Here is a 21,428-nt window from a genome sequence, read left to right as displayed (position 1 = left end):
TTTTTTAACTCGTCACTGCACTGCAAAACTATGCAAAGCACAATTTACAAACCGGTAATCAGCCTGAGCCCGCGAGAAAGAGCGATCGCCCAATTAGTAGCGCAAGGTCTGCCCAACAAATGTATTGCCAAAAATTTAAATATCAGTCACTGGACGGTTGCTACTTACGTGAGGCGGATTTTTATCAAACTCGGTGTTTGTTCTAGAACTGCGATGATTGCACTGTTGATGCAAGAAAATATGCTCTGGGACTCATGAGTCGATTTAAGATTTTAGATTTTACGTTGACTCACCTTGATGAATCAGGGAACTTGAACTATGGTCTAAAATTTGGGAATCGATTTTGACCCTCGTGTCGGGCATTTATACCTGTTTTTGAGGCGGAATAAGTTAGATATAGCGGTTCTTAGAAAGATGCGGTACGTAGTTGGGCTTCAGCCCTCTTAGTTTAATGGTTATAGAAGCTGTCAACAGTTGACAGTTGACAGTTGACAGTTGACAGTTGACAGTTTGAGAGCGACCTTTACCCTTAAGTCCGAGGATTGGAGTAATGAATAGTCTGATTTTAATTTCTCCCTCAAAGACTTGGGGCTTTCAACCAATTCTTTCTGGTCAATCATACCTCATCTCTTTGAGAAAGGCTATAGTAGGGTGCGTCAGCCTGATTTAATTCTCTGGTAACTCAGAAATTCTCTACTGACAAGCGAATTTCTTGATGGTACCCGCCACATGATTCCCAAATCGAAAATCGAAAATCCTCTCTTCCCCCGAATTTATCCGTGGGGTCGCCTCTAAAATCTAAAATCTAAAATCTAAAATCTAAAATCGATTGACGCACCCTACAGACATACTCGGAGAAAAATAAAAACCCAGTTTCCGTGTGAAACCGGGTTTTTATTTGCAATATTTAAAACCTTTTATGCCAAAGCCAAAGAACGAGAAGAATTTCTCAAAAAATTCAGCAATTCTCGATTCACCGTTTGCGGCGCTTCCTGCTGAATCCAGTGACCACAATTAGGGATTAATTTTAACTTAAACGGAGCGCTAATTAACCGATCCAAACCTTCTACAAGTGTGTGGCTCAAAAACGCATCTTCTTCTCCCCAAAGCACCAAAGTAGGCACTGTCACAGGATCTAACTTCTGCCCCCAATGCCAAAGACGCTGCGGGTGAAACATCTGCTGGTAATAATTCATCGCCGCCGCTAACACTCCTGGCTTTTCTAAAGCGGTTTGATAAATCTGAGTTTCCTCAGCGCTAAAAGCTCCTTTGCGAACAGCTTGTCCTTGCAAGATATTTTGCACAAAATCTTTCAAATTTTGCCGGATCAACCATTCGGGGATACCGGGAACTTGAAATGCCAAAATGTGCCAACTGCGGCGGAGTTGGTCTAAATTGCTTGCCATTTCCTGCACGAATCGCTGCGGGTGCGGAGCGTTTAAAATTGCCAAGCGGTTGAGTTTTTCGGGGAATTTTTGAGCTAAATGCCACGCGATCGCACCACCGCAATCGTGACCGACAATGTGCGCTTTTGTATAGCCCAGCCGATCGATCAAACCGCGAATATCAGCACTCAGCGTATCCAAATCATAACCGCTTTCCGGCTTGTCCGAATCGTTGTAGCCCCGCAAATCCGGCACCACAACCTTAAAATGACGCGCTAAGGCAGGAATTTGATGGCGCCAAGAGTACCAAAACTCAGGAAACCCGTGCAGGAGGATCACGAGCTCGCCTTCTCCTTGGGAAACGCAGTGCAAGCGGATGTTGTTGGTTTCGACAAAGATGTGTTGCTGTTCGGAATCTAAAGACTTCATAGTTGGAAAGTTAGACTTATTTTCGGGCTGTACAGAACTCGCCGACTGATAGCAGGTTCAAACAGCCCAATGGTTTTAATTCTTCTGTTTTTATTCTAGCTGCTTTTCGATCCCCGCCGCTGCAATCTCATTAAACTTAAAACTTGTAGAGTTTTTCGCCGAATAGCAAGGGTTTGAAGCCCTTACTCAGGTCGGCAGATTGTGATAAGAACGGAGTTTAAATCTATGTTCTTATCACTTCGCACTCAACTGTCAACTGTCAACTGTCAACTGTTTAACGTCTTGTTTTTTAGGTGTAACTACTTAGATAAACTTTCTCACCTTAAATCTGTGGTTTTAACAGCGGCGCAGGCGGTTTAATAATAGCACAATTTCGTCCGTTGCCGATCGCATTTTTGAAGCAGACAGATCGGATTGATTGATGATAATACTAAACACCAGCGGCTCGTAATTGGGAACTTCGATATATCCCGACAGCGCCGAAACTCCGCTCAAAGTTCCAGTTTTTGCTTGCAAAATTACGCGGTTTGGTGTAGAGTTTATGCGATTTTTCAAAGTACCGCTATCGCCAGCCACGGGCAGTGATGCGCGGTAGATAGATCCAGTAGGTGAATTCGCCATCAATCTCAAAGTTTGCACCAAGGCTTCTGGACTAATTAAATTGTGGCGGGAAAGTCCGGAACCGTCGGCTAATATGTAGCTGTTTGGATTTACACCTAATTGAGTTAAAGCTATTTTTAACTCCTTCAAACCAATTTCACCTGTATCCTCTTGTGGCACAGGCATCTTGCCTGTGACTGCTTGTGAAACAGGCATGGAGCCTGTGACTTTTCCCAACAATCTCAATAAAACTTCTGCATAAAGATTGTTGCTTTCCCGATTAGTTTCTTTCACCAATTCGGCCAGCGGTGGCGATTCAACAAACGCTAATTCCTGATTTAAATTGCGAGGAACAGGGGCAACCAAAGCTTGTTTGACAGGGATTCCCTCAGCCACTAAAACTTGCTGAAAATGCTGTAAAAAATTATTAGCGGGATTGACAACTGCGACATAAGCTGATTCAGATTCCGCACCAACTTTCAACTGCCCGCCAACTCGAATGACAGGCCGATCGAACTCCCTGCCAACTTCAATAAACTCCGATTCGTTTTGAGAGACTGTGACTGAATTGTTCAGAATTTGCCACTGATTGGCTAACTTTGGTTCGGCAAAAGTGACTTTCAGAGGTTGCCCGATCGCCTGTGGGGACAAAACAAGCTCGATCGCGTTTTGATTGAAAATTAAACTGTTAACCGGCGCGCCATAGCCAGCTTGGGCGTCTTCCCATTCCCAATTCGGATTGACTGCACTGCCTTGAAAATAGCTGTCATCGCCAATCAACTCATTTATGCGATCGACTCCACGACGTTTCAACTGCTGTGCCAAGTCCTTCAACTGAGCCTCTGCAAGGCTCGGATCGCCCCTACCGGCAACATACAAACTCCCATTTGCGCCGCTGTAAACCGATGTCTTAATCCGAAAATCGGCACCGAGTTTCTGCAAAGCAGCCGCTGTGGTTAGCAGCTTGACATTGGATGCTGGAATAAAATATTTGGTGGCGTCACGGCTGTAGAGAGTCGCCGCAGATGATAGCGGTTGAATCAAAATGCCCCAGCGCGATCGGCTAAATTCAGCACGATTGGCGATCGCATCTACCTTCGCCCCCAATTCCCCAGGACAAATATCCCCAGCCACCGCAGACGTTTGAGCGACTACCGCCGACGTGCGCCCCAAAATTAGGACTAACAAACTAACCGCAATTCCTTTAATTCTCAAAGCATCACTTCCATCACAATAGACTTCTTAGAAAAGTCCTTTAAATCAAATTTTCGGACGGGCAAGAAGCCCGTCCCACCAAAAAAATCTTTTCTTGTGGAACGGGCATCTTGCCCGTTCCAGGTATTTTTGCAAGAGGTGCGATCGCCATTCAAAATACTTTTTATCAAAATCGTATTTCTCTCTAAAAAATGGCGAAGCATGACCGCATATAAGTTATTAGTTATCATCTCATATTGACTGCGGTCATGCTTCGCCCCTACGGATATATTCGCTTGCATTGAGATGCACCCGAAAAATATCTGCGTTCATCTGCGCTTATCTGCTTTAAATCTGCGGTTAACCACCAATCAAAGACTTAAGAGAAAAGTCCAAATTAGATGCAAACATATCTTATAAAAATCACCGAGTCAAGACTAATAATAATAACGCATATGAATTCTCGGATTGAACAGCGCCTCTACAGGTTTTCCGCCTTTGAGGTGCTGTTCCACGATCGACTCTACATCACTCGGTTTAACTCGACAATACCAAATTTGGTCTGGGGTGACTCGCACAGTCGGGCCCGTGTTGCACTGTCCCTGACAGCTAGAAGCTTCAACTTTTACTCCTGCGACTGGTTGGGCTTCAAAGGCAGCTAGCACTGCTGCTGAACCATGTCTCAGGCAAGATTGATACTGGCAAACTAATACACAGCGCGTTTCTGGTTGGGTATCTGCTTCTGCGGCGGTAGATTCTGGCATCGCTAAGAATTTATAGAAGAAGGAAGAGGGAAGAAGGAAGAGGGAAGAAGGAAGGGGGAAGAAGGAAGAGGGAATCTTCGGTAGGGATTTTGGAAATTAAGAACTTCCTCATCGTCGGGCACGGTTGGGATATCTGCTGTTTAACATATTTTAACAATGTTGTCAGGTCGATCGCCCGCGCGCTTGACTGACAAACGGCAGAATTCGTGAGTGCGATCGCAAAAACCTTGATAAATTCTGGCATTCAAACTATTTGAGTCCTTCTAGCTTGTCACGAATCCCTTCTCCCCGGCTGCTTTTCTTCAGTCTGTGTCACGCTTTCCCTATATGATCGGATGTAGAGCAACAACTAAATCAACCGCCAATCATGCCCAAAACAGTAGCCGATGTGATGAGTCGCGATCCGATTTTGGCGCGCCCCGAAACGCCCTTAAACGAAGCGATTAAAATTTTAGCCGATCGCCGTATTAGCGGCCTTCCCGTTGTAGATGAGAATGGTTTATTGGTAGGAGTCATCTCCGAAACCGACTTGATGTGGCGGGAAACCGGCGTTACTCCGCCCGCTTACATCATGGTACTCGACAGCGTGATTTATCTAGAAAATCCCTCGCGTTACGAGCGAGAACTCCACAAGGCTTTAGGGCAAACAGTAGGAGAAGCGATGAGTCAAGAACCCGTTACCATCGAACCAGACAAATCTGTCCAAGCAGCAGCCAAACTAATGCACGATCGCAGCATCCACCGATTGCCGGTAGTCGATAGTGCTGGCAAAGTAATCGGCATCCTCACTAGGGGAGATATTATCCGATGGATGGCGGCCCAGTCTTAATTAACTGTTTCAGTTGAAGGATTGTATCAGACAATGAGCCGATCGCTCCTTCAATCTCTAAGCTTTTGGCAATCACCAATTACCAATTACCAATTACCAATTACCAATTACCAATTTTAAAATCGCATGAGTATTACCCCTGAATCTGTCGAACAATTGCTAAATTCCGAGGATTTTGGCGAAAGGTTGCGGGCTGTCAACCAACTGCGGCAGCTAGAACCAGCGATCGCCTATAATTTGATTCAAATTGCGATCGGCGACAAAAACGTCCGCGTTAGATACGCAGCCGTCAGCCAAATGTCAACCCTCGGCGAGCAAAATCTGCCGAACGCTTTAGAGGTACTGCTTCACAGCTTGCGAAACGATCCCGAACCCGACGTGCAAGCAGCCGCAGCCGATGCTTTGGGCGCCTTGAAATTAACCGCTGCTTTAGAAGATTTGCAGCAAGTTTACAGCAGTACATCTGAATGGTTGGTGCAACTCAGCATCGTCGCAGCTTTGGGAGAAATGGGCGATCCAAAAGCATTTCCGATGTTAGAAAATGCCCTGGGTTCTGAAAACGAATTGATCCAAACTATTGCCATCAGTGCATTAGGAGAATTAGGGGATAAACGGGCCCTGCCGCTGCTGCTTCCCTACGCTTCCAATGCAGATTGGCAGATTCGTTATAGAGTCGCCCAAGCTTTGGGGCGGTTGGGCGGTGTCGAAGCAGATGCAGCTTTGGAAATTCTTGCCAAAGATGAGGTTGAGCAAGTGTCTCAGGAGGCTAAAGTCGGACAAGATAATATTTTGAAATTGTGAGTTTTGAGCGGTGAATTTTGAATTAATTGAGAATTTTTTGTGAGGATTCTACTAAAAAATTAGTTGGCGCGCGATCGCTAACAAGAGTGAAACCCGGTTTCTTCGTAGATTTTTCGTAACTAAACGCAAAACTCGAAGAAACCGGGTTTCTAGCCCCCAGCCCGCGAACTGGGCGCGCAATATGAACCTTAGTGACGCTCCTACATCAACCGCAAGCGGTATATTGTAGGCATCTGAGTCCTGTTAAGGATATCGAGATCTTCCTTCCCGCGGACTCCAATGGTTTCCCTTTACGGCGTTTTATAGTGAGGAACACGTCCCGCCCCACTTGTCACCTGAATTTTTTGGACTTAGACCCAGATTGTTATTCTTTGATCCAAGATCTAAGTATTTTACCACGACTATTGAACTTTTGTTCATCTCGTCATCCACCCGCCCACTGCTCAAAGCTGCGCTTTGAGATTATGGACAGGTGGAATCGGAGTCTCACACGCCTCTCATCCCACACTAACCTTCGATCGGTATAGTGTGGGGATTCCCGTCTGTTAAGCTAATCAGGAAAAATCTCAAATCTCAAGCTCTATCTCAGATTCCGCACAGGGCGGTTTTATTGTCGTCAGACAAGTTAGGTACGTAGTTGCGCTTAAGCGCTCTTTCCTAATATTATAAAGAGCGCTTAAGCGCAACTACGTACCTCGATCCAGATGCGAGCCGATCTTTGAGCGATACTTAGGGCATGGGGCATACCTCACTTTTTTTGAGAACCGCTATAAATTGTATTGTTGTACGTATATTAACGGTTAAACCTTAAAAAGCAAGTATAATAAATGACTTTAAAAATAATGTTGTGGGTAATTGTTCTGCGTGACGCGCTCGTGGCTGCGGAATCTCGGTTGTATTGATTCCACGGGCGATCGCACTCTTGGCTTTTTTCAACCAGAGTCCGGATATTGACATCCGCAGTTGAAGAATAGGTATAATAACAATAGATACAACAGTGGCAGGGATTAAGACAATTGTTGAAGCCTGCCCAGCCTGCGATCGGGGAAATTATCGTTAAGACGGTAAGCCATCTACCAGCTCAGCCCAGTCTTAAACATTTTTATCATCCCCATGCTTGAACAACTACAAAATTCCGATTCTCAGTCTGCGGACATTTTAACAGGAGAGCGATCGGCTTCTCAACTGTCACAACCCGCACCAGCCACAACCAATCTAAACTTTATTTATAAAGTTTTAGAACTTACGAACATAGAGCGCAGCAAATTGAGTTTGTCCCCCCTAACCTTAAATACTCAGTTGTTGAATGCGGCGCAAAATCACACCCAAAACATGGCAGTGCAAGACTTTTTCGATCACACCGGAAAAGATGGTTCGTCAATGGGAAATCGGATTACTGCAACGGGCTATAAATTCAGCTCGGCAGCAGAAAATATCGCTGCGGGATCGTCTACACCCGACCAAGTTGTATCATCATGGATGAACAGCAGCGGCCACCGAGCTAACATTCTTAATCCGAATCTGAAAGAGATTGGCATTGGTTACTATTTCCTAGCCAACGATACTGGCAGCGTCAATTACAATCACTATTGGACGCAAGTTTTTGCTACTTCCCTTGATGGTAGTGTCAATCCCGCACCACCTCCCACACCAACTCCAACTCCAACTCCCACACCAACTCCCGTACCAACTCCAACTCCAACTCCTACACCCAGCACATTAGTCTCCATTACTTCCCCAATACCCAATGCTACAGGGGACGGCACCCCGACGACAGCACCCAAGAATATAGCCAGCGGTGGCAATTATTTCCTATCAGATGCTGCTGATACTCAAATACCTGCCAGCGCTGTGGGATTGCAAATTTTTGCCCTTTCCGGGAAAGACAATCTCACTGGAGGAGCAGGCGCTGATACGATTAATGGAATGCAAGGCGCGGATACAATTAACGGCGCAGGTGGTAATGACATCTTATCCGGCGGTAAAGATTCGGATTTAATTGATGGCGGTGCTGGTAATGATTTTATCAGCGGCAACAATGATAACGATCGACTGATCGGAGGAGATGGCAACGATACTCTCCGGGGCGGCAAGGAAAATGATATCTTGATTGGCGGTAACGGCGATGATTTGCTGGGGGGCGATCGCGGGCAAGACATTCTGACCGGCGGTGCTGGTAATGATACGTTTATTCTGGCGGGTGGTTTGTCTGTTTCGGCTACCTTAGTTGGTGCCGATGTGATTACCGATTTTGTCGCCGGGGATAAGATTGGTTTAACCGACGGGATCGGATTTGCCAACTTGACTTTTGAAGCTGTGAGTTTGAAGTTGGATGGAGGTGCAATCAGCGCTTCTACGGCGATTAAGTCGGGGGCTAATTATTTGGGTATCGTGCAGGGTGTAAGTCAAAGTCAGCTTACATCTTCTGTTTTTGTGAGTGCAATTTAGGAAGTAGATCGGGCAGTTGAAACCGCGTCTATACAAACTAAACCCGCCTTCGCGGGTTGAAGATTACTCGTTACCAGGTACAGCGACAAGAACGAGTTAATCTTCTTTCTTCAGTCCGCGGAGGCGGACTTCGTGTGTGTAGACGCGGTTTCAACCGCCGAGTCTTCTCGTATTCTTCTTTCTTCAGTCCGCGGAGGCGGACTTCGTGTCTGTAGACGCGGTTTCAACCGCCGAGTATTCTTCTCGTATTCACGTAAAATCTACAATTGTATTGATGCTACAGCCGATCGCAAATTGCCTTGAAATTCGCCTAACAACAGGTGCGTCGCTTTGAGATTTTCGGTATGCAAGGTGAGGAATTTTCTGGGGCGACGCACCCTACGATCGCAAAAATCTACAATTGTATTGATGCTACTGCCGATCGCAAATTCCCTTGAAACTCGCCCAAAATTCGATCGCACTCTTGCTTCTCCAAACCAGTCCAGTGCATCATCAAAGCTAATTTTACAGACTTGCCGCTTTTTTCCAACAAAAAACCCGCTTCATCCCGGCCCAAATCAGTTAAATCTTGTAACATCCGTACCGCCCGATCGCGCAATTTCTTATTAGTCACCGCCACATCAACCATCCGATTGCCGTAAACCTTCCCCAGCTTGACCATTACGCCAGTCGAAAGAATATTCAAAGCCATTTTTGTCACAGTACCAGCTTTCAAGCGCGTCGAACCCGCGACTATCTCCGGGCCAACCAACAACCGAATATCCACATCAGCCTCAAAATTCACCTGTTCGACGGGTACGCAGGCGATAAACACTGTTTTCGCCCCCCGCTGGCGCGCCGCGTGTAAAGCACCCGCTACAAAGGGCGTTGTACCCCCAGCCGTAATCCCGACAACCACATCGAGATTGTTAATGTGACGGTGGGCGATCGACTCAGCGCCATCTTCAGCCCGATCCTCCAAATCCTCCGAACTCCGCACCAAAGCCCCCGCACCCCCGGCAATTATGCCCTGTACGAGTTCTGGCGGCGTGCAGAAGGTGGGGGGACACTCGGCGGCATCGAGTACCCCCAAACGCCCGGAAGTGCCCGCACCGACGTAAAATAGGCGGCCTCCTTGACGTAGAGATTCGGCAGCAATGTCGATCGCCCGGGCTAACTGTTCGCGGGCACGGGCGATCGCATTTAAGGTTTGGGCGTCTTCTGCGTTGAACAAGTCCACCAATTCGATCGAGCTAAGTTGGTCTAAATTCGCGCTGTTGGCATTCACCTGTTCCGTCAGCAGATGCCCCCGTTCTTCCAAATTCTTCATTTTTTGTCAGTTATTAATGGTCATTGGTCATTGGTCATTGATTTAGAGGAAAACCACAGATAAACGCAGATAAACGCAGATACCTTTCAAATCTTGAGGCGAATGAATGCAATTCAAGTCTACTAATGACTACCGATTACTGACTACTGACTGCTGCCAACTGCCAACTGCCAACTGTCAACTGCCAACTGCCAACTGCCAACTGTCAACTGTCAACTGCCAACTGTCAACTGCCAACTGCCAACTGTCAACTGTCAACTGTCAACTGTCAACTGTCAACTGCCAACTGCCAACTGCCAACTGCCAACTGACTTTCACAAAAGTCCTTCGAGTCGGCGGCGCATAGAATCCAGTTCGTCTTGAGAAACCTCAGAATCCGACTCCGGCTGTGACTCCGGTTCCGACTGCCCCTCTGCCTGCCACTGAGTCTGTGTTACATTGTCTTCTGGCGGAATCGCTAGTGCGCCCGCCGGCACAAGTTCCCAATCATAATCAACACTGTCGCAGAACTCCTTAATTTCCTCATCGTCGATCGCCTCGACAGCGGGTTCGGGAAAATCCTGAGCTTCCAACATCACGCCAAAGCGTGTGGCGTCGTCTTCTGACTCAAACATCAGAACTTTGTTGCGATCGCCGAGTTGAATGGTGTGAATTCCCTCATTCTCGGTGCGGGCATTGAAGAGTAAGACGAACACTCGCATAAGTTTTAAAGACCTTCTTAACCACCGTTTTTTTATCTTAGAAGCGATCGGGCAATTTTAGATTTTAGATTTTAGATTTTAGATTGACTGTCTGTTGTACGAGGTGTGGCGATTGTAGATTTTAGATTTTAGATTGACTGTCGGTTGTACGAGGTGTGACGATTTTAGATTAAGTTTGGTAAAGATTTCTGGAGTCTGTGCGACATAGGAGGGGGTGAATATTGAAGTTTCATTGTGCGATCGGCACTTCCAAGCTCAGTTATGAGTCTAGCAAAGACAGAAAGCCTTCGTCAGAATCCCAGAATTTTTCCGCTCTACTACTAAATTGTATATTTCAATTCTCGACCAAAACTCGTCAAATCCCCCCTCTCCCCCTCCCCCTCTCCCCCTCCCCCCCTCCCCCTCTCCCTTTCTCCCCCTCTTTCCTCTTCCTCTCTCAAACCGGCTGATTTCCTCAATTCCTGAATTCTCACAACCTTGAGAAATAAGCATGACTAACTCGGACGATGACAAAAAACAACTCGCACCCCGTTCTGGGCGCCACTGGTGGCGTATCTTGCTGCTTAGCGGTACGGGAGTGGGCATTCTCGGCCTGGTTGGGGCGGTAGCCGCACGGGAGTGGGTGCAGAAAAAGTTAGCTCCTTTGGTGGCCTCTGAGGTCAGTCAGACATTGAAGCGGCCAGTGCAAATCGGACGTTTGGAGCGATTTTCTCCGATCGGGTTGCGGTTTGGTCGATCGACTGTACCTGCAACTGCGATCGATCCAGATTACGCTTCCACAGAAGCAGTGGAAGTGAAATTTTCAATTTGGCCGCTGCTGTTTAGCCGCACTCTCAAATTAGATATTACCTTAGTTAAACCTAGCGCTTATATCGAACAGGATGCAGAAGGCCGCTGGGTTGATATTCCCACCCAGGACAAAAAACCTGCGGGTTTATTTAAAACGGAAATTGAAGCAATTCGAGTTGAAAATGCCGGTGCAGTTTTAGTGCCTAGTCCCGAAGTCGGACAGAAAACTTCGGCGCCGATTTCGGTAACTCTCAAAAATGGCAGCGCTTTGTTTCGCGAGCAAAATCAGCGCGTTCTCTACGAACTTAACGGTCAGTTTACCAATAATGACAATTTTGCAGTTAAAGCAGACTCTCTATTGCCTGCGGCTCAAACTAACGTGCTACTGCAATCGCAAAACTTACCTTTGTCCGACATCACTCGCTTGCTGAAAGTTTCCGGAATTTCTCTACAAAAAGGTCTGGCAAATAGCAATTTAACCGTGCAAGTGCGAGATAATAAATTATCTGGAATTACAGGAACGGCGAGTTTTGCTGGAGTGCAAGCAAGTATCAAACCGCTGAAACAGATTATCCAAAATGGTAGCGGTCAATTGCGGTTTCAGGGAACTAATTTAATTGTCGATACTCTCACAGGTAATTACGGTTTAATTCCCGTTCAAATAGCCGGAACCGTTGCGACTGGAACTAATTTTAATACCGAACAAGCGAGTTTCAATCTGATAACTAACGTGCAACCGGTAGCTGTGGCAAGTATTGTCAGTGCGGTGGAGGCAGAGTTAGGGCAGAAAGTTCTATTGCCGATCGCAGTTGCCGGAGAAGTTAAGGCGGATGCTAAGCTGACTGGAACCGTTGCAAATCCAGTGCTCTCAGGTACGATCGCCTCGACAAAACCCGCTACAGTCGATCGCCTGCAATTAAACAATATTAGCACTAACTTTAAATTGGAACGCGGGAGAACAGCTCAAACTCCAACGCCGAATTCTCCACCGTCAACTGTGCCGTTGTCCTCTTTAGCTTTGACATTGAGCGATATATTAGTTGTGCCGGCGGCGGGCGGTAAAATTGGTGGCAAAGGTGAAGTCGATATAACGTTGGGAAGTGAGAATTCGCGATCGGGTTTGGTGTTCGATTTGCAAGCGGAAAATCTGCCCGCAGATGCGATCGCCCAAATTTACGCTCTCCCGATTCCCGCTGCTGTTAAAATTGGCAGTGTGTCCGCCAAAGCTCAAGTTTTCGGGCCGTTAAATAATATCCAAGCTAGAGCTAAATGGCAAGCACCACAAGGGACTTTTCCGGCTAGCGGCGAAATTCGCGCCGGAGGTAATACGGCGGATTTGCAAAATACCGTTGTCAAAATTGGCGATGCTACGGTGAATGTGGATGCGGCGATCCAAGACCGTCAGTGGGAAGCTATAATCAAGGGCGATCGCGTGGCAGTCAAAAGTTTGCAGCCACTGATTCCCCGACTTAATTTACCTCCAGAATTAGCAGGTTTGTTCAGCGGCACCGCCGAAGTTGCAGGAACTCTGGACGATTTGAGTTTAAATGGTATTTATGCTAGCGGCAAAGGAACGCTGAATGTTGTTGATAGTATTGTTGATGTTAATGCCAAACTAGAATCAGGCCGCTGGCAAGCTTCTGGCAAAACCGAAAAAGTTGCCATCAATCCCTTACTTGATATTGGCTTGCCATTTTTGGCGATCGCAAATTCTGCCAATCTCGACAATCTAAAATCCAAAATCCAAAATCTAAAATCTCTTGACGGACAGCTAGCCGGAGAATTTCAGGCGGCGGGAAATCTTGACAATTTAACCGCTAGTGGCATCAATCTTAGCACCAACGGTAAACTCAATATTGCCGACAGCAGTGTCAATCTCAAAGGAGAATTGACAGACGGAAACTGGCAAGCAACCGCAGAAACAGATCGCACTTCCATCAGCCGTCTAGTAGATTTGACACTCCCGATTTTAGATGTGGCTTCCGCATTCAATCCCGAAAATCAACCAGATAGCAATCTAAGATCTAAAATCCAAAATCTAAAATCGATCGACGGCCAGTTATCGAGTCAATTTACAGCTTCTGGAAGTCTGGAAAATTTGACGGCTAGCGCAATTAATCTCAACGGTAGCGGCAAACTCAATCTGGGCGGCAACAATGTCAATTTCAAAGGAGAATTGGCAGCGGGAAATTGGCAAGGAACCGCAGAAACAGATCGCACTTCTATCAGCAGCCTGGTAAATTTAGGATTGCCGCTGTTAGATGTGGCTTCGGCATTCAATCCCGAAAAGCAAGAACAATATAGCAATCTAAAATCCAAAATTCAAAATCTAAAATCGCTTGACGGACAAATATCGAATCAAATTCAAGCGGCGGGAAGTCTTGACAAATCAAGCGTCGCCGATGTTTCTGTTAACAGCAGTGGCAAATTAAATATTGCCGACGGTACGGTTGATTTTAAGGGAAAATTAGATGCTGGACAATGGCAAGCTGTTGCGGATCTCGATCGAGTTATTCTCAGTCGCTTAGAAAAAACAGTCCGCAATCTCCAACTGTTTACTCTCACGGCGACTTTGCCTAAAGGATTTGACGGCAGAGTTAACGGCCAATACCAAGCAGCGGGAAGTTTGGATAATTTGACAGCTAAAGGAATTCGTGCTAGTGGAGAAGGACGGATTTTGGTCGATCGACTCGGGGCGATCGATACTACGGCAAAATTGGAAAACGGCAACTTGGAAGCATCGCTAGCAACCAACGGAGTTACAGTCAGCAATTTAGAACAAACCCTCAAACAAACAGGTTTGCTGACAACCAATTTACCGCGAGAAATTGCCGGAACCCTCGACGGCAAAATCAGAATAGTGGGAAATACAGATAATTTAACCGCCAACGGCATCACAGCCAACGGCGACGGACAAATTCGACTCGCCAACGGTGGCGGAGTTGTCAACGCCAAAGGTAGCGCACAATCGGGGAATTGGCGCGCGTCAATTGAAGGCGACCAAATTGCCCTAAGTCGCTTCCAGAAAGCCTTTGAAGCCCAGCGGCAAAGCTTGCAAGGCAGCGGTTTAGTCTCCCAAGCCCAAAATCTCCCCCTACTGCGGGGACTATTTAACGGGAATGTTGATTTATCCGGCCCGATTGCTGCTGCTTCCCCGCAAAATGTTCGCGCCGGCGGCAGTTTCCGCATCTCGGAATTGCCCTTTCTCAAACAACCTTTTGATGCAATATTTAACTGGGATGGCAAACGGATAGAAGTAGAAAAAGCTGCAACTCGCGGTTTGACAGCCAGCGGATTTGTCGGCGTTGAGTTAGCTGGGAAAGGATTACCGTCAATTTCCAATCTAGATTTGGATGTAAAACTCTCCAACTTTAACCTGGAAGCCTTGCCAGCAGAACAGTTGGCATTTTTGACACCCATGGGTGCCAAAAAGTCTTCAGAGAAAAATCAGCCTGTGCGCGGCAATGTCGATTTCACGGGGCGCCTCACCGGAACATTGGCCGCCCTGAGTTTAGTTGGCGACGTGGAAGTGCGGAATTTAGCAGTAAATCAAGTCGCTTTTGACTCGGTACTGGCGGGAAAAGTGACGGCGAGTTCCGATAAAAGTGTAGATTTGCGTTTGGCTGGCCCCCAAGACAAAATCGAAGTCGCTTTAAATCAGTCGTTTCTGCCGACATCATTCTTAGTTAAACGCGGGGAATCGGTAGCCCGCGGCCAAGCTGAGGGCGAAACTTTGCGAGTAAATTTAAGCGATTTCCCGCTGGCTGCATTGAATCTCTCACCGGGAGAAGAGGCAGGTTTGGGGCCGATAACCGGTACTGTTTCAGGACAAGTCAACGTGCCCGGTTGGAAGATGCCGTTAAATCCAGCGACTTTGCAAGCCAACGGACAAATTGCGATCGCCCAACCGGCGATCGGCTACATTAAAGGTGACAGTTTCCAAGCCGAATTCAGCTATGCTAACGGCAGCGCCACTCTCACAAACGGCATCTTCCGGCAAGGTACCGGTCAATACTCCATTTCCGGTAACGTCAAAGCAGGCGCAAACCCCGAATTTGCCGGGAAAGTTAACATCCAGCAGGGGAATTTGCAGCAAGTTTTAGCAGCTTTGCGGTATTTCAATTTAGGAGATTTCGCGAGAGGCTTGAAACCTCCCGTTTACGGTAACAGCGGTGACGTGAAAACAGTCGCAGTCGGAGAACCGGAAGCGCCGTTAATCGAACAGTTGCGCCGCTTGGCAGAAATCGAAGTAATCTTGCAGCAGCAGCAAGCTGTGAAATCATCGGAAAAATTGCCTGCCTTATCTCAATTGCAGGGAACTTTTGGTGGCGAAATTGCAGTCGCAGGTTCTCTGCGAACAGGCGTGCAAGCTCAATTTAACGTCAAAGGCGATAATTGGCAGTGGGGAAAATATGTCGCCGAACAGTTTAGCATTGAAGGCAGTTTTCAGGACGGAATTTTAACCGTGTTGCCGCTGGAAATTCGATCGGGCAAAAGTGCGATCGGATTTTCGGGACAACTCGGACAGAAAGCTCAATCCGGGCAGTTGCGGGTAGAAAATGTACCCGTAGAAGAGTTAGCAAAACTAATCGAATTACCCTTTGTAGACGTAACCGGAAACTTAAATTTGCGGGCAAACTTAGCCGGAAGTTTAGAAAATCCGCAAGCCACCGGCGAATTAAGTTTGCTGGACGGGACGCTAAACGGAGAACCGATTAAAAAAGCCGACAGCAGTTTCAGTTATAGCAACGCCCGCCTGAATTTTGGAGGCAGCGCTTTGGTAACTCAAACCGAACCAATTGAAGTACAGGGAAGTTTGCCTTTCGAGTTACCCTTTGCTGCGGTAAAACCCGACAACAATCAAATAGATTTCAGGGCGAATTTGCAGAATGAAGGATTAGCAATTATTAATGTCTTAACTCCCCAACTTGCCTGGGTTAATGGCAAGGGACAGGTGCAAATTCGCGTTGGAGGAACGCTGCAACAGCCTGTAGCGCAAGGAATTGCGAATTTTGAAAATGCAACCGTCCGGGCGAGAGCTTTCCCAGAACCGCTGACAGGGGTGACTGGGACGGTGCGCTTTGAGGGCGATCGTATTCGGGTAGAAGGAATTCGGGGACAATTGAGTAAAGGGGAAGTTGTAGCCCAGGGCGTGATTCCGCTGTCTGTCCCTTTTGCGGAGGGCGATGTCGATGCAGCGAATCCTTTGGCTGTCAATCTAGATAAATTGGGATTGAATCTCAGAGGATTGTACCGCGGCGGCGCAGTCGGTCAAGTCCAAGCAAGGGGCACAGCTTTGCGGCCGCAGTTGAGCGGTAAAATTGAACTGTACGACGGCGAAGTATTTCTCCCCAGCGCCGGCGGGGGCGGAACTCGGTTAGCTTCTTCCGATTCCCCTTCCACTACGACATCTTCCCCTACGACTCCGACTGAGGTTTCTACTTCTCCTGCGACTCCGACTTCGCCGACATCTTCCCCTTCCTTTGAAGTTGGATTAAACGATTTGGCGCTGAAATTAGGCCGAGGAGTGCGGGTAACGAGTGCGCCGATATTGAATTTTCAGGCGACAGGGGCTTTGACGGTGAATGGAACTTTAGACGATATTCGCCCTGCGGGTACGATTCGGTTGACTTCGGGTGCCGTGAATTTGTTTACCACGCAGTTTAAGCTTGACAAAGGATATCCACAAACAGCTACCTTTGTACCAACACAAGGACTCGATCCGACATTGGACGTGAGATTAGCAACATCGGTACAAGAAGTCTCGCGGTTTCGCACTCCAGGAACATCTGTCGCGTCTGAAATAGCCGACGAACCGACAAGTTTCGGCAGCGTGCGGAGTGTCCGAATTCAAGCATTAGTCAAGGGTAAAGCCTCCCAGTTGGCCGAAAATATCGAGTTGAGGAGTTCTCCAGGGCGATCGCAAACAGAGATTGTAGCGCTATTAGGCGGCAGTTTCGTGCAAACATTAGGACAGGGAGACAGTACACTGGCGATCGCCAATTTAGCCGGTGCCGGATTATTCAACAACCTGCAATCCGTAATTACCAACGCCACCGGATTGAGCGAATTTAGGTTATTTCCCACACGAATTAGAGGAAACGAAGGACAAACAGCCAGTTCCAGTTCAGGGGCCGCATCCGGTGCAGGTTCCCTCGGTATAGGCTTAGAAGTCGGGGCCGATATCACCCGCAATCTTTCAGCATCAATCATTCGAGTATTGTCAGCAAATCAGCCAACAGAATTCAACGTGCGGTATCGTTTAAACGACAAAATATTGCTCAGAGGTTCAACCAATTTCCAAGGAGACAATCGCGTCACCGCCGAATACGAATTAAGATTTTAGTCATTAGTCAGTTGTCATCAGTCATGAGTCATTAGTTTGTAGATGTGCGCTGCACTTAGTCTTGAGTTTTACACCCAATGCCCAGTGCAGCGATGCCCAATTCCCAATGCCCAATGCCCAATGCCCAATTCCCCATTCCGCATTAATTTGCTATAATATAAATAGCAAAACCAAAACGGTACTGCAAACCCCGCACACAAGGTTATAGGAGTTAAGTCAAATGGCAAACAAACTCCAAGTGAACACACAGGCGATCGGCTACAGCGACTTATACTGGAACCGATTTAGTCCGAGAGTAGCGACTATCAGCAGCATCCGCAACGCCAACCACTGGGACGGCGGATTTATCACCTACATTGCATATCCCACAAAAGTAGAAGCCACAGCAGCAATGAAACATTTGCTACTGAATCAAAAAGCTGCGGATGTTGATATGCGGAAAGCCAAGCGGATGAAAGCAAAAGGCATTCGGTGGGAACTCAAAATTCGGGGTTTAGCTTTTAATGAAGTGTTGAAACTGGCAACAATGGATATAACTGGAAAGCTAGTTATGTCATCTGTAACAACTACTGAAGCCACAGGCTGATAGCTGAATTTAGATAATTTGTAAGGGCGGTGCCCATGCCCGCCCTAACTCCAGATTTTTCTCTTACCTCTACATCTTCCTCAGTGTCCTCTGCTGTTCACGAAAAACTATAACTATATGCGTTTCATCAGCCCCAAAACAGACTTTGCATTCAAAAAAATCTTCGCATCTTCAGAACATCCAGAAATTTTAATCAGCTTCCTAAATGCAATGCTGTATAACGGAGAATCCACAATCGAAGAAATAGAAATAATTGACCCTTATTCAGCCGGAAGCGTCACAGGATTAAAAGACACCTACCTGGATGTCAAAGCCAAGATTACCGGAAACAAAACCGTAATTGTGGAAATGCAGGTACTCAACGTCGCCGCCTTTGAAAAACGAGTCGTGTACAACGCAGCCAAAACCTATTCTACTCAACTCAAAGCTGGAGACGGTTACTTAAGATTAAAACCAGTCATTGCCTTAACCATCACCGACTTCATCTTATTTGAAAACACCGAAAAACTAATTTCGCACTTTGAATTCACAGAAGCCGAAGAGAAATTCGTCTATCCCAACTGCGAAATCAAATTAGTGTTTGTCGAGTTACCGAAATTCAAAAAAGAATTGAATGAACTCGAAACCCTGCCAGAAAAATGGATTTACTTCATGAAAAACGCACCCTCATTGGAAGTAGTACCAGAGACATTGGGGTCAGTTGCAGAGATTAATGCCGCGATGGGAATTGCCAACCGAGCAAATTTGACCCTCGACGAATTAAATGATGTAGACAAGCGAGAAATGTTTATCCAAGACCAACTAGGTTCTGTGACAAAAGGGATAGAGATTGGTATTCAAAGGGGAATACAACAAGGAATACAACAAGGACTTCAACAAGGGATTGAACAAGGGATTGAACAAGGGATTGAACAAGGGATTGAACAGGGAATCGAAAGGGGTAAAATTGAGGGGGAAATAGGATTAATTATGCGTCAGATTGTGCGGCGGGTGGGTGATGTTACAATGGAAATTCAAACTCGCATCCAGGGGTTATCTGCGGCACAGTTAGATGATTTGGGAGAGGCTTTGTTGGATTTTACAAGTGAAGAGGATTTAATTGCGTGGTTAGATTCTGCGGTTGGATGAATAGCAGTTTGTAGATACCGTAGTTCAGCGGTAGGGTGCGTCAATCGATTTTAGATTTTAGATTTTAGATTTTAGAGGCGATCCCACGGATAAATTCGGGGGAAGAGAGGATTTTCGATTTTCGATTTGGGATTGATTCCACGGATAAATCCGGGGGCTTGTAGCACCTTTGAAATTCTCGATGAGTTTGGTAGTTCTCAATTATCACTAAAAATCTCATTCTGACGCACCATTTATTCCTGTAGTTTAGACTAAAAAATGATTGCAGCCAAAAGTAGCCGCCTTTGAATATCCGGCAAGCTGTTACTCAAAAACTCAAGAGGGAGAAGATTAAATAACTAATCTTGAAGACTTTTTACGTCGAGAAACCCGTTTTTTCACAGTGGGATAGCACGGTGCCTTGGTCCGTACCCTTCCTTTTTCCCAACCAGGGGATTTTCCCCTCTGTTTAGGCATTTTTGCGGGAGTACCAATGTCAACTAAAAGCGACAACATTGATTGAGCAACACGTCCAGGGGTTAAATTAATCGTAGCAGATTGCCAAGGTAATACATTCTCAACCACTAAATCCCTAGCTAGCCAGAGTTGCCAACTCATCAACGGCATTAAATCACTCCAACGCTCGGATTGTTCGGGAGTTCTCAGGTTAGGCAATGTCCAGTGTAGTCGTTGCTTGGCAAACCTATACCAATGATCTACTCCAAAACGTCGTAAATATTTGAACCAGACTGTTTCTAGAGGGAGAGTTCGTTCTCCCACCCAAGCCAACCATAAGGGTGGAAATGGCTGACCATTTGACATGAGCTTCATTCTTGCGACGAGGATTAAATTGACTCTCTGTCCAGGCGCACGATAAAAATGTAAGTCTAGCCATTGAGTGACTCGGACTTGTCCCAAATCTGGATGTTCGTCAATTTCAATCACAGTATCCGCTTGGAGCCATGTGGTTGGGTCGTTGAGTCTCATTTTCTGCCCGTGCTTGCGTGGTCTGCCGCGACCACTATATGCTGGTGGTTCTGACCACTCTTCAGGCATTCTTTCGGACTCTCATTAAACAATCAGCTTGAATATCTGCTTGCGCCAGTACCCAATTTGCATTGCCATATTCTCGATCTAAAACTGCTAAGACTGGATTGATGCTCTGTTCACAAACAAGTTTGAGTTGGGAAGCTGCTTTTTCTATTGGTGAAGACCAACTACTAATTCGTTCATGTAGTAGGGGTAATGCCCAACTTCCTTCTGCTTCGGGTATCCACGCAATTGTACTGTACCCCTGTCCAATAATTACGCCTTTGTGATATTCATGGGTTCTGTCTTGTAATGTTTTGGCATCTGGTCTGCCCCATGCAGTATGATCGATTGCCACTAAAACGTGTTCCGTTGAGGGTGCTTCCTTCTGTAATTGCTCCAGATACAGCAGCATCAGTTTTTTCCGGTCTGGTCTACAGTCTTGCAATGCCTCGTAGACGCTTGGCCATTGACGATGGAATAATGGATTGAGCGAAAATTCCGCCAAACAGGCTGCATTCGGGCGTGGTCATCACTGCATCCATCAGCTCGAATGTTGCATCCTTGCCTCGTACTAATAACTCGTATGCTTCTTGACGAAAGTCCTTTAATCGTTCACTGTTCATTTAAGGAGTGGATAGGTTTTTATTTTTCACCCTCATTCTCTCCTTAACGGTGGCTCTAGTTCTTCTTGGGCCACCGTTCTCATCTTTAGTTAGTCTAAACTACAGTTATTCCGGGCGTGCGTCATTTTTGAGATTGTGATGAAAGTAGCGAAAATCTCATTATTCTGACGCATTCTAATTCTAAATGAATCGTATTGAGATATAATAGAGTTTTAACAGAACACAAATTATTGTCCTATGAAAACCGTTGACAAAAGTCAATTAACCGCTCAATTACTCGAATTATTGCAACTTGTCGAGATTGAAGGCGAAGAGATTTTAGTGATGGATGGGAATAAACCAGTTGTGAGAATTTCTCAGTATGAAAAGTCTCTTTCAACTGAAGAATTATTTAAGGATATGCGCGGGAAAGTAAAATATTTTGAAGATTTAACTACGCCAACATTTATTTGATCGAGTATTTGGTAAGGTGCGTCGCTATGAGA

At 46.4% G+C, this 21,428-nt stretch carries 19 protein-coding genes; 9 read left to right on the top strand and 10 right to left on the bottom strand.

The features are described 5' to 3' along the window. Positions 1–30 precede the first annotated feature (30 nt). Complete coding sequence (locus tag JGK16_RS20130; RefSeq protein ID WP_293148388.1) at positions 31–258, top strand: helix-turn-helix transcriptional regulator; 228 nt, start codon at positions 31–33, stop codon at positions 256–258. A 659-nt stretch (positions 259–917) separates the two neighbouring features. On the opposite strand, the gene JGK16_RS20125 is transcribed toward JGK16_RS20130, so the two are convergent. The 4 genes from JGK16_RS20125 to JGK16_RS20110 form a co-directional block, all read right to left on the bottom strand. Then, a complete protein-coding gene (locus JGK16_RS20125; RefSeq protein WP_293182692.1) occupies positions 918–1,814 on the bottom strand; it encodes an alpha/beta hydrolase in 897 nt (298 codons plus the stop codon). Positions 1,815–2,150: 336 nt separating this feature from the next. Next, positions 2,151–3,629, bottom strand: a complete 1,479-nt coding sequence (gene dacB / locus JGK16_RS20120) for a D-alanyl-D-alanine carboxypeptidase/D-alanyl-D-alanine-endopeptidase (RefSeq protein WP_293182694.1) — start codon at positions 3,627–3,629, stop codon at positions 2,151–2,153. Next, complete coding sequence (locus JGK16_RS20115) at positions 3,626–3,910, bottom strand: hypothetical protein (RefSeq protein ID WP_293203367.1); 285 nt, start codon at positions 3,908–3,910, stop codon at positions 3,626–3,628. Before JGK16_RS20115 ends, dacB begins: the two co-directional genes overlap by 4 nt. Before the next feature lie 135 nt (positions 3,911–4,045). Further along, positions 4,046–4,372 (bottom strand): (2Fe-2S) ferredoxin domain-containing protein, encoded by a 327-nt coding sequence (locus tag JGK16_RS20110; RefSeq protein WP_293182696.1) that lies wholly within the window; start codon positions 4,370–4,372, stop codon positions 4,046–4,048. 367 nt (positions 4,373–4,739) lie between these two features. Between JGK16_RS20110 and JGK16_RS20105 the strand changes: the two genes are divergently transcribed. Together JGK16_RS20105 and nblB are read left to right on the top strand one after the other, a co-directional pair. Further along, complete coding sequence (locus tag JGK16_RS20105; protein ID WP_293192036.1) at positions 4,740–5,201, top strand: CBS domain-containing protein; 462 nt, start codon at positions 4,740–4,742, stop codon at positions 5,199–5,201. A gap of 126 nt (positions 5,202–5,327) precedes the next feature. Further along, entirely contained in the window at positions 5,328–6,002 is a 675-nt protein-coding gene (gene nblB / locus JGK16_RS20100) for a phycobilisome degradation protein NblB (RefSeq protein ID WP_293182700.1), read from the top strand. A gap of 807 nt (positions 6,003–6,809) precedes the next feature. On the opposite strand, the gene JGK16_RS20095 is transcribed toward nblB, so the two are convergent. Beyond that, positions 6,810–6,959, bottom strand: coding sequence for a hypothetical protein (locus tag JGK16_RS20095; protein WP_293182702.1), 150 nt, complete (start codon positions 6,957–6,959; stop codon positions 6,810–6,812). A gap of 156 nt (positions 6,960–7,115) precedes the next feature. On the opposite strand from JGK16_RS20095, the gene JGK16_RS20090 reads away from it, so the two are divergent. Further along, a complete protein-coding gene (locus JGK16_RS20090) occupies positions 7,116–8,450 on the top strand; it encodes a CAP domain-containing protein (RefSeq protein ID WP_293182704.1) in 1,335 nt (444 codons plus the stop codon). 394 nt (positions 8,451–8,844) lie between these two features. Here JGK16_RS20090 and murQ read toward each other — a convergent pair whose 3' ends face one another. After that, positions 8,845–9,759 carry an N-acetylmuramic acid 6-phosphate etherase gene (gene murQ / locus JGK16_RS20085; protein ID WP_293182706.1) on the bottom strand — a complete coding sequence of 305 codons (915 nt, stop codon included), beginning with the start codon at positions 9,757–9,759 and terminating at the stop codon, positions 8,845–8,847. Positions 9,760–9,865: 106 nt separating this feature from the next. On the opposite strand from murQ, the gene JGK16_RS20080 reads away from it, so the two are divergent. Beyond that, positions 9,866–10,105 (top strand): hypothetical protein, encoded by a 240-nt coding sequence (locus JGK16_RS20080; protein ID WP_293182708.1) that lies wholly within the window; start codon positions 9,866–9,868, stop codon positions 10,103–10,105. Here the strand turns inward: JGK16_RS20080 and JGK16_RS20075 are convergent. Further along, positions 10,074–10,460 (bottom strand): DUF3110 domain-containing protein, encoded by a 387-nt coding sequence (locus JGK16_RS20075; protein WP_293182710.1) that lies wholly within the window; start codon positions 10,458–10,460, stop codon positions 10,074–10,076. The two genes, JGK16_RS20080 and JGK16_RS20075, sit on opposite strands and share 32 nt — an antisense overlap. A 490-nt stretch (positions 10,461–10,950) precedes the next feature. On the opposite strand from JGK16_RS20075, the gene JGK16_RS20070 reads away from it, so the two are divergent. From JGK16_RS20070 to JGK16_RS20060, 3 genes are all read left to right on the top strand, one after another. Beyond that, the gene (locus tag JGK16_RS20070; protein WP_293192034.1) at positions 10,951–17,595 is read left to right on the top strand and encodes a translocation/assembly module TamB; all 6,645 of its coding nucleotides are present in this window, start codon (positions 10,951–10,953) and stop codon (positions 17,593–17,595) included. A gap of 220 nt (positions 17,596–17,815) precedes the next feature. Next, entirely contained in the window at positions 17,816–18,181 is a 366-nt protein-coding gene (locus JGK16_RS20065) for a hypothetical protein (RefSeq protein ID WP_293192031.1), read from the top strand. A 117-nt stretch (positions 18,182–18,298) separates the two neighbouring features. After that, positions 18,299–19,309 carry an Rpn family recombination-promoting nuclease/putative transposase gene (locus JGK16_RS20060; protein WP_293192028.1) on the top strand — a complete coding sequence of 337 codons (1,011 nt, stop codon included), beginning with the start codon at positions 18,299–18,301 and terminating at the stop codon, positions 19,307–19,309. 330 nt (positions 19,310–19,639) lie between these two features. Here the strand turns inward: JGK16_RS20060 and JGK16_RS20055 are convergent, their stop codons facing one another. The 3 genes from JGK16_RS20055 to JGK16_RS20045 are packed head-to-tail and all read right to left on the bottom strand — an operon-like array spanning position 19,640 to position 20,943. Continuing rightward, positions 19,640–20,344 (bottom strand): hypothetical protein, encoded by a 705-nt coding sequence (locus JGK16_RS20055; RefSeq protein WP_293177074.1) that lies wholly within the window; start codon positions 20,342–20,344, stop codon positions 19,640–19,642. Continuing rightward, on the bottom strand, positions 20,337–20,732 hold the full coding sequence (locus JGK16_RS20050; RefSeq protein ID WP_293177072.1) for a hypothetical protein: 396 nt from the start codon (positions 20,730–20,732) through the stop codon (positions 20,337–20,339). Before JGK16_RS20050 ends, JGK16_RS20055 begins: the two co-directional genes overlap by 8 nt. 19 nt (positions 20,733–20,751) lie before the next feature. Next, a complete protein-coding gene (locus JGK16_RS20045) occupies positions 20,752–20,943 on the bottom strand; it encodes a hypothetical protein (RefSeq protein ID WP_293203365.1) in 192 nt (63 codons plus the stop codon). A 237-nt stretch (positions 20,944–21,180) separates the two neighbouring features. On the opposite strand from JGK16_RS20045, the gene JGK16_RS20040 reads away from it, so the two are divergent. After that, complete coding sequence (locus tag JGK16_RS20040) at positions 21,181–21,396, top strand: prevent-host-death protein (protein ID WP_293192026.1); 216 nt, start codon at positions 21,181–21,183, stop codon at positions 21,394–21,396. Positions 21,397–21,428 lie beyond the last annotated feature (32 nt).

This window comes from Microcoleus sp. PH2017_09_SFU_O_A (genome assembly GCF_020738625.1).
Taxonomy (GTDB): Bacteria; Cyanobacteriota; Cyanobacteriia; order Cyanobacteriales; family Microcoleaceae; genus Microcoleus.
The sequence above is the reverse complement of the archived record's forward strand: the minus strand, read 5'-3'. Positions and strand labels throughout refer to the sequence as shown.

Excerpts from the sequence above, each read along its gene's own strand:
- JGK16_RS20130 (WP_293148388.1), top strand. The coding sequence starts at position 31 with ATGCAAAGCACAATTTACAAACCGGTAATCAGCCTGAGCCCGCGAGAA.
- JGK16_RS20125 (WP_293182692.1), bottom strand. The coding sequence starts at position 1,814 with ATGAAGTCTTTAGATTCCGAACAGCAACACATCTTTGTCGAAACCAAC.
- JGK16_RS20115 (WP_293203367.1), bottom strand. The coding sequence starts at position 3,910 with ATGCAAGCGAATATATCCGTAGGGGCGAAGCATGACCGCAGTCAATAT.
- JGK16_RS20110 (WP_293182696.1), bottom strand. The coding sequence starts at position 4,372 with ATGCCAGAATCTACCGCCGCAGAAGCAGATACCCAACCAGAAACGCGC.
- JGK16_RS20105 (WP_293192036.1), top strand. The coding sequence starts at position 4,740 with ATGCCCAAAACAGTAGCCGATGTGATGAGTCGCGATCCGATTTTGGCG.
- nblB (WP_293182700.1), top strand. The coding sequence starts at position 5,328 with ATGAGTATTACCCCTGAATCTGTCGAACAATTGCTAAATTCCGAGGAT.
- JGK16_RS20095 (WP_293182702.1), bottom strand. The coding sequence starts at position 6,959 with ATGTCAATATCCGGACTCTGGTTGAAAAAAGCCAAGAGTGCGATCGCC.
- JGK16_RS20090 (WP_293182704.1), top strand. The coding sequence starts at position 7,116 with ATGCTTGAACAACTACAAAATTCCGATTCTCAGTCTGCGGACATTTTA.
- murQ (WP_293182706.1), bottom strand. The coding sequence starts at position 9,759 with ATGAAGAATTTGGAAGAACGGGGGCATCTGCTGACGGAACAGGTGAAT.
- JGK16_RS20080 (WP_293182708.1), top strand. The coding sequence starts at position 9,866 with ATGCAATTCAAGTCTACTAATGACTACCGATTACTGACTACTGACTGC.
- JGK16_RS20075 (WP_293182710.1), bottom strand. The coding sequence starts at position 10,460 with ATGCGAGTGTTCGTCTTACTCTTCAATGCCCGCACCGAGAATGAGGGA.
- JGK16_RS20070 (WP_293192034.1), top strand. The coding sequence starts at position 10,951 with ATGACTAACTCGGACGATGACAAAAAACAACTCGCACCCCGTTCTGGG.
- JGK16_RS20065 (WP_293192031.1), top strand. The coding sequence starts at position 17,816 with ATGGCAAACAAACTCCAAGTGAACACACAGGCGATCGGCTACAGCGAC.
- JGK16_RS20060 (WP_293192028.1), top strand. The coding sequence starts at position 18,299 with ATGCGTTTCATCAGCCCCAAAACAGACTTTGCATTCAAAAAAATCTTC.
- JGK16_RS20055 (WP_293177074.1), bottom strand. The coding sequence starts at position 20,344 with ATGCCTGAAGAGTGGTCAGAACCACCAGCATATAGTGGTCGCGGCAGA.
- JGK16_RS20050 (WP_293177072.1), bottom strand. The coding sequence starts at position 20,732 with ATGCTGCTGTATCTGGAGCAATTACAGAAGGAAGCACCCTCAACGGAA.
- JGK16_RS20045 (WP_293203365.1), bottom strand. The coding sequence starts at position 20,943 with ATGAACAGTGAACGATTAAAGGACTTTCGTCAAGAAGCATACGAGTTA.
- JGK16_RS20040 (WP_293192026.1), top strand. The coding sequence starts at position 21,181 with ATGAAAACCGTTGACAAAAGTCAATTAACCGCTCAATTACTCGAATTA.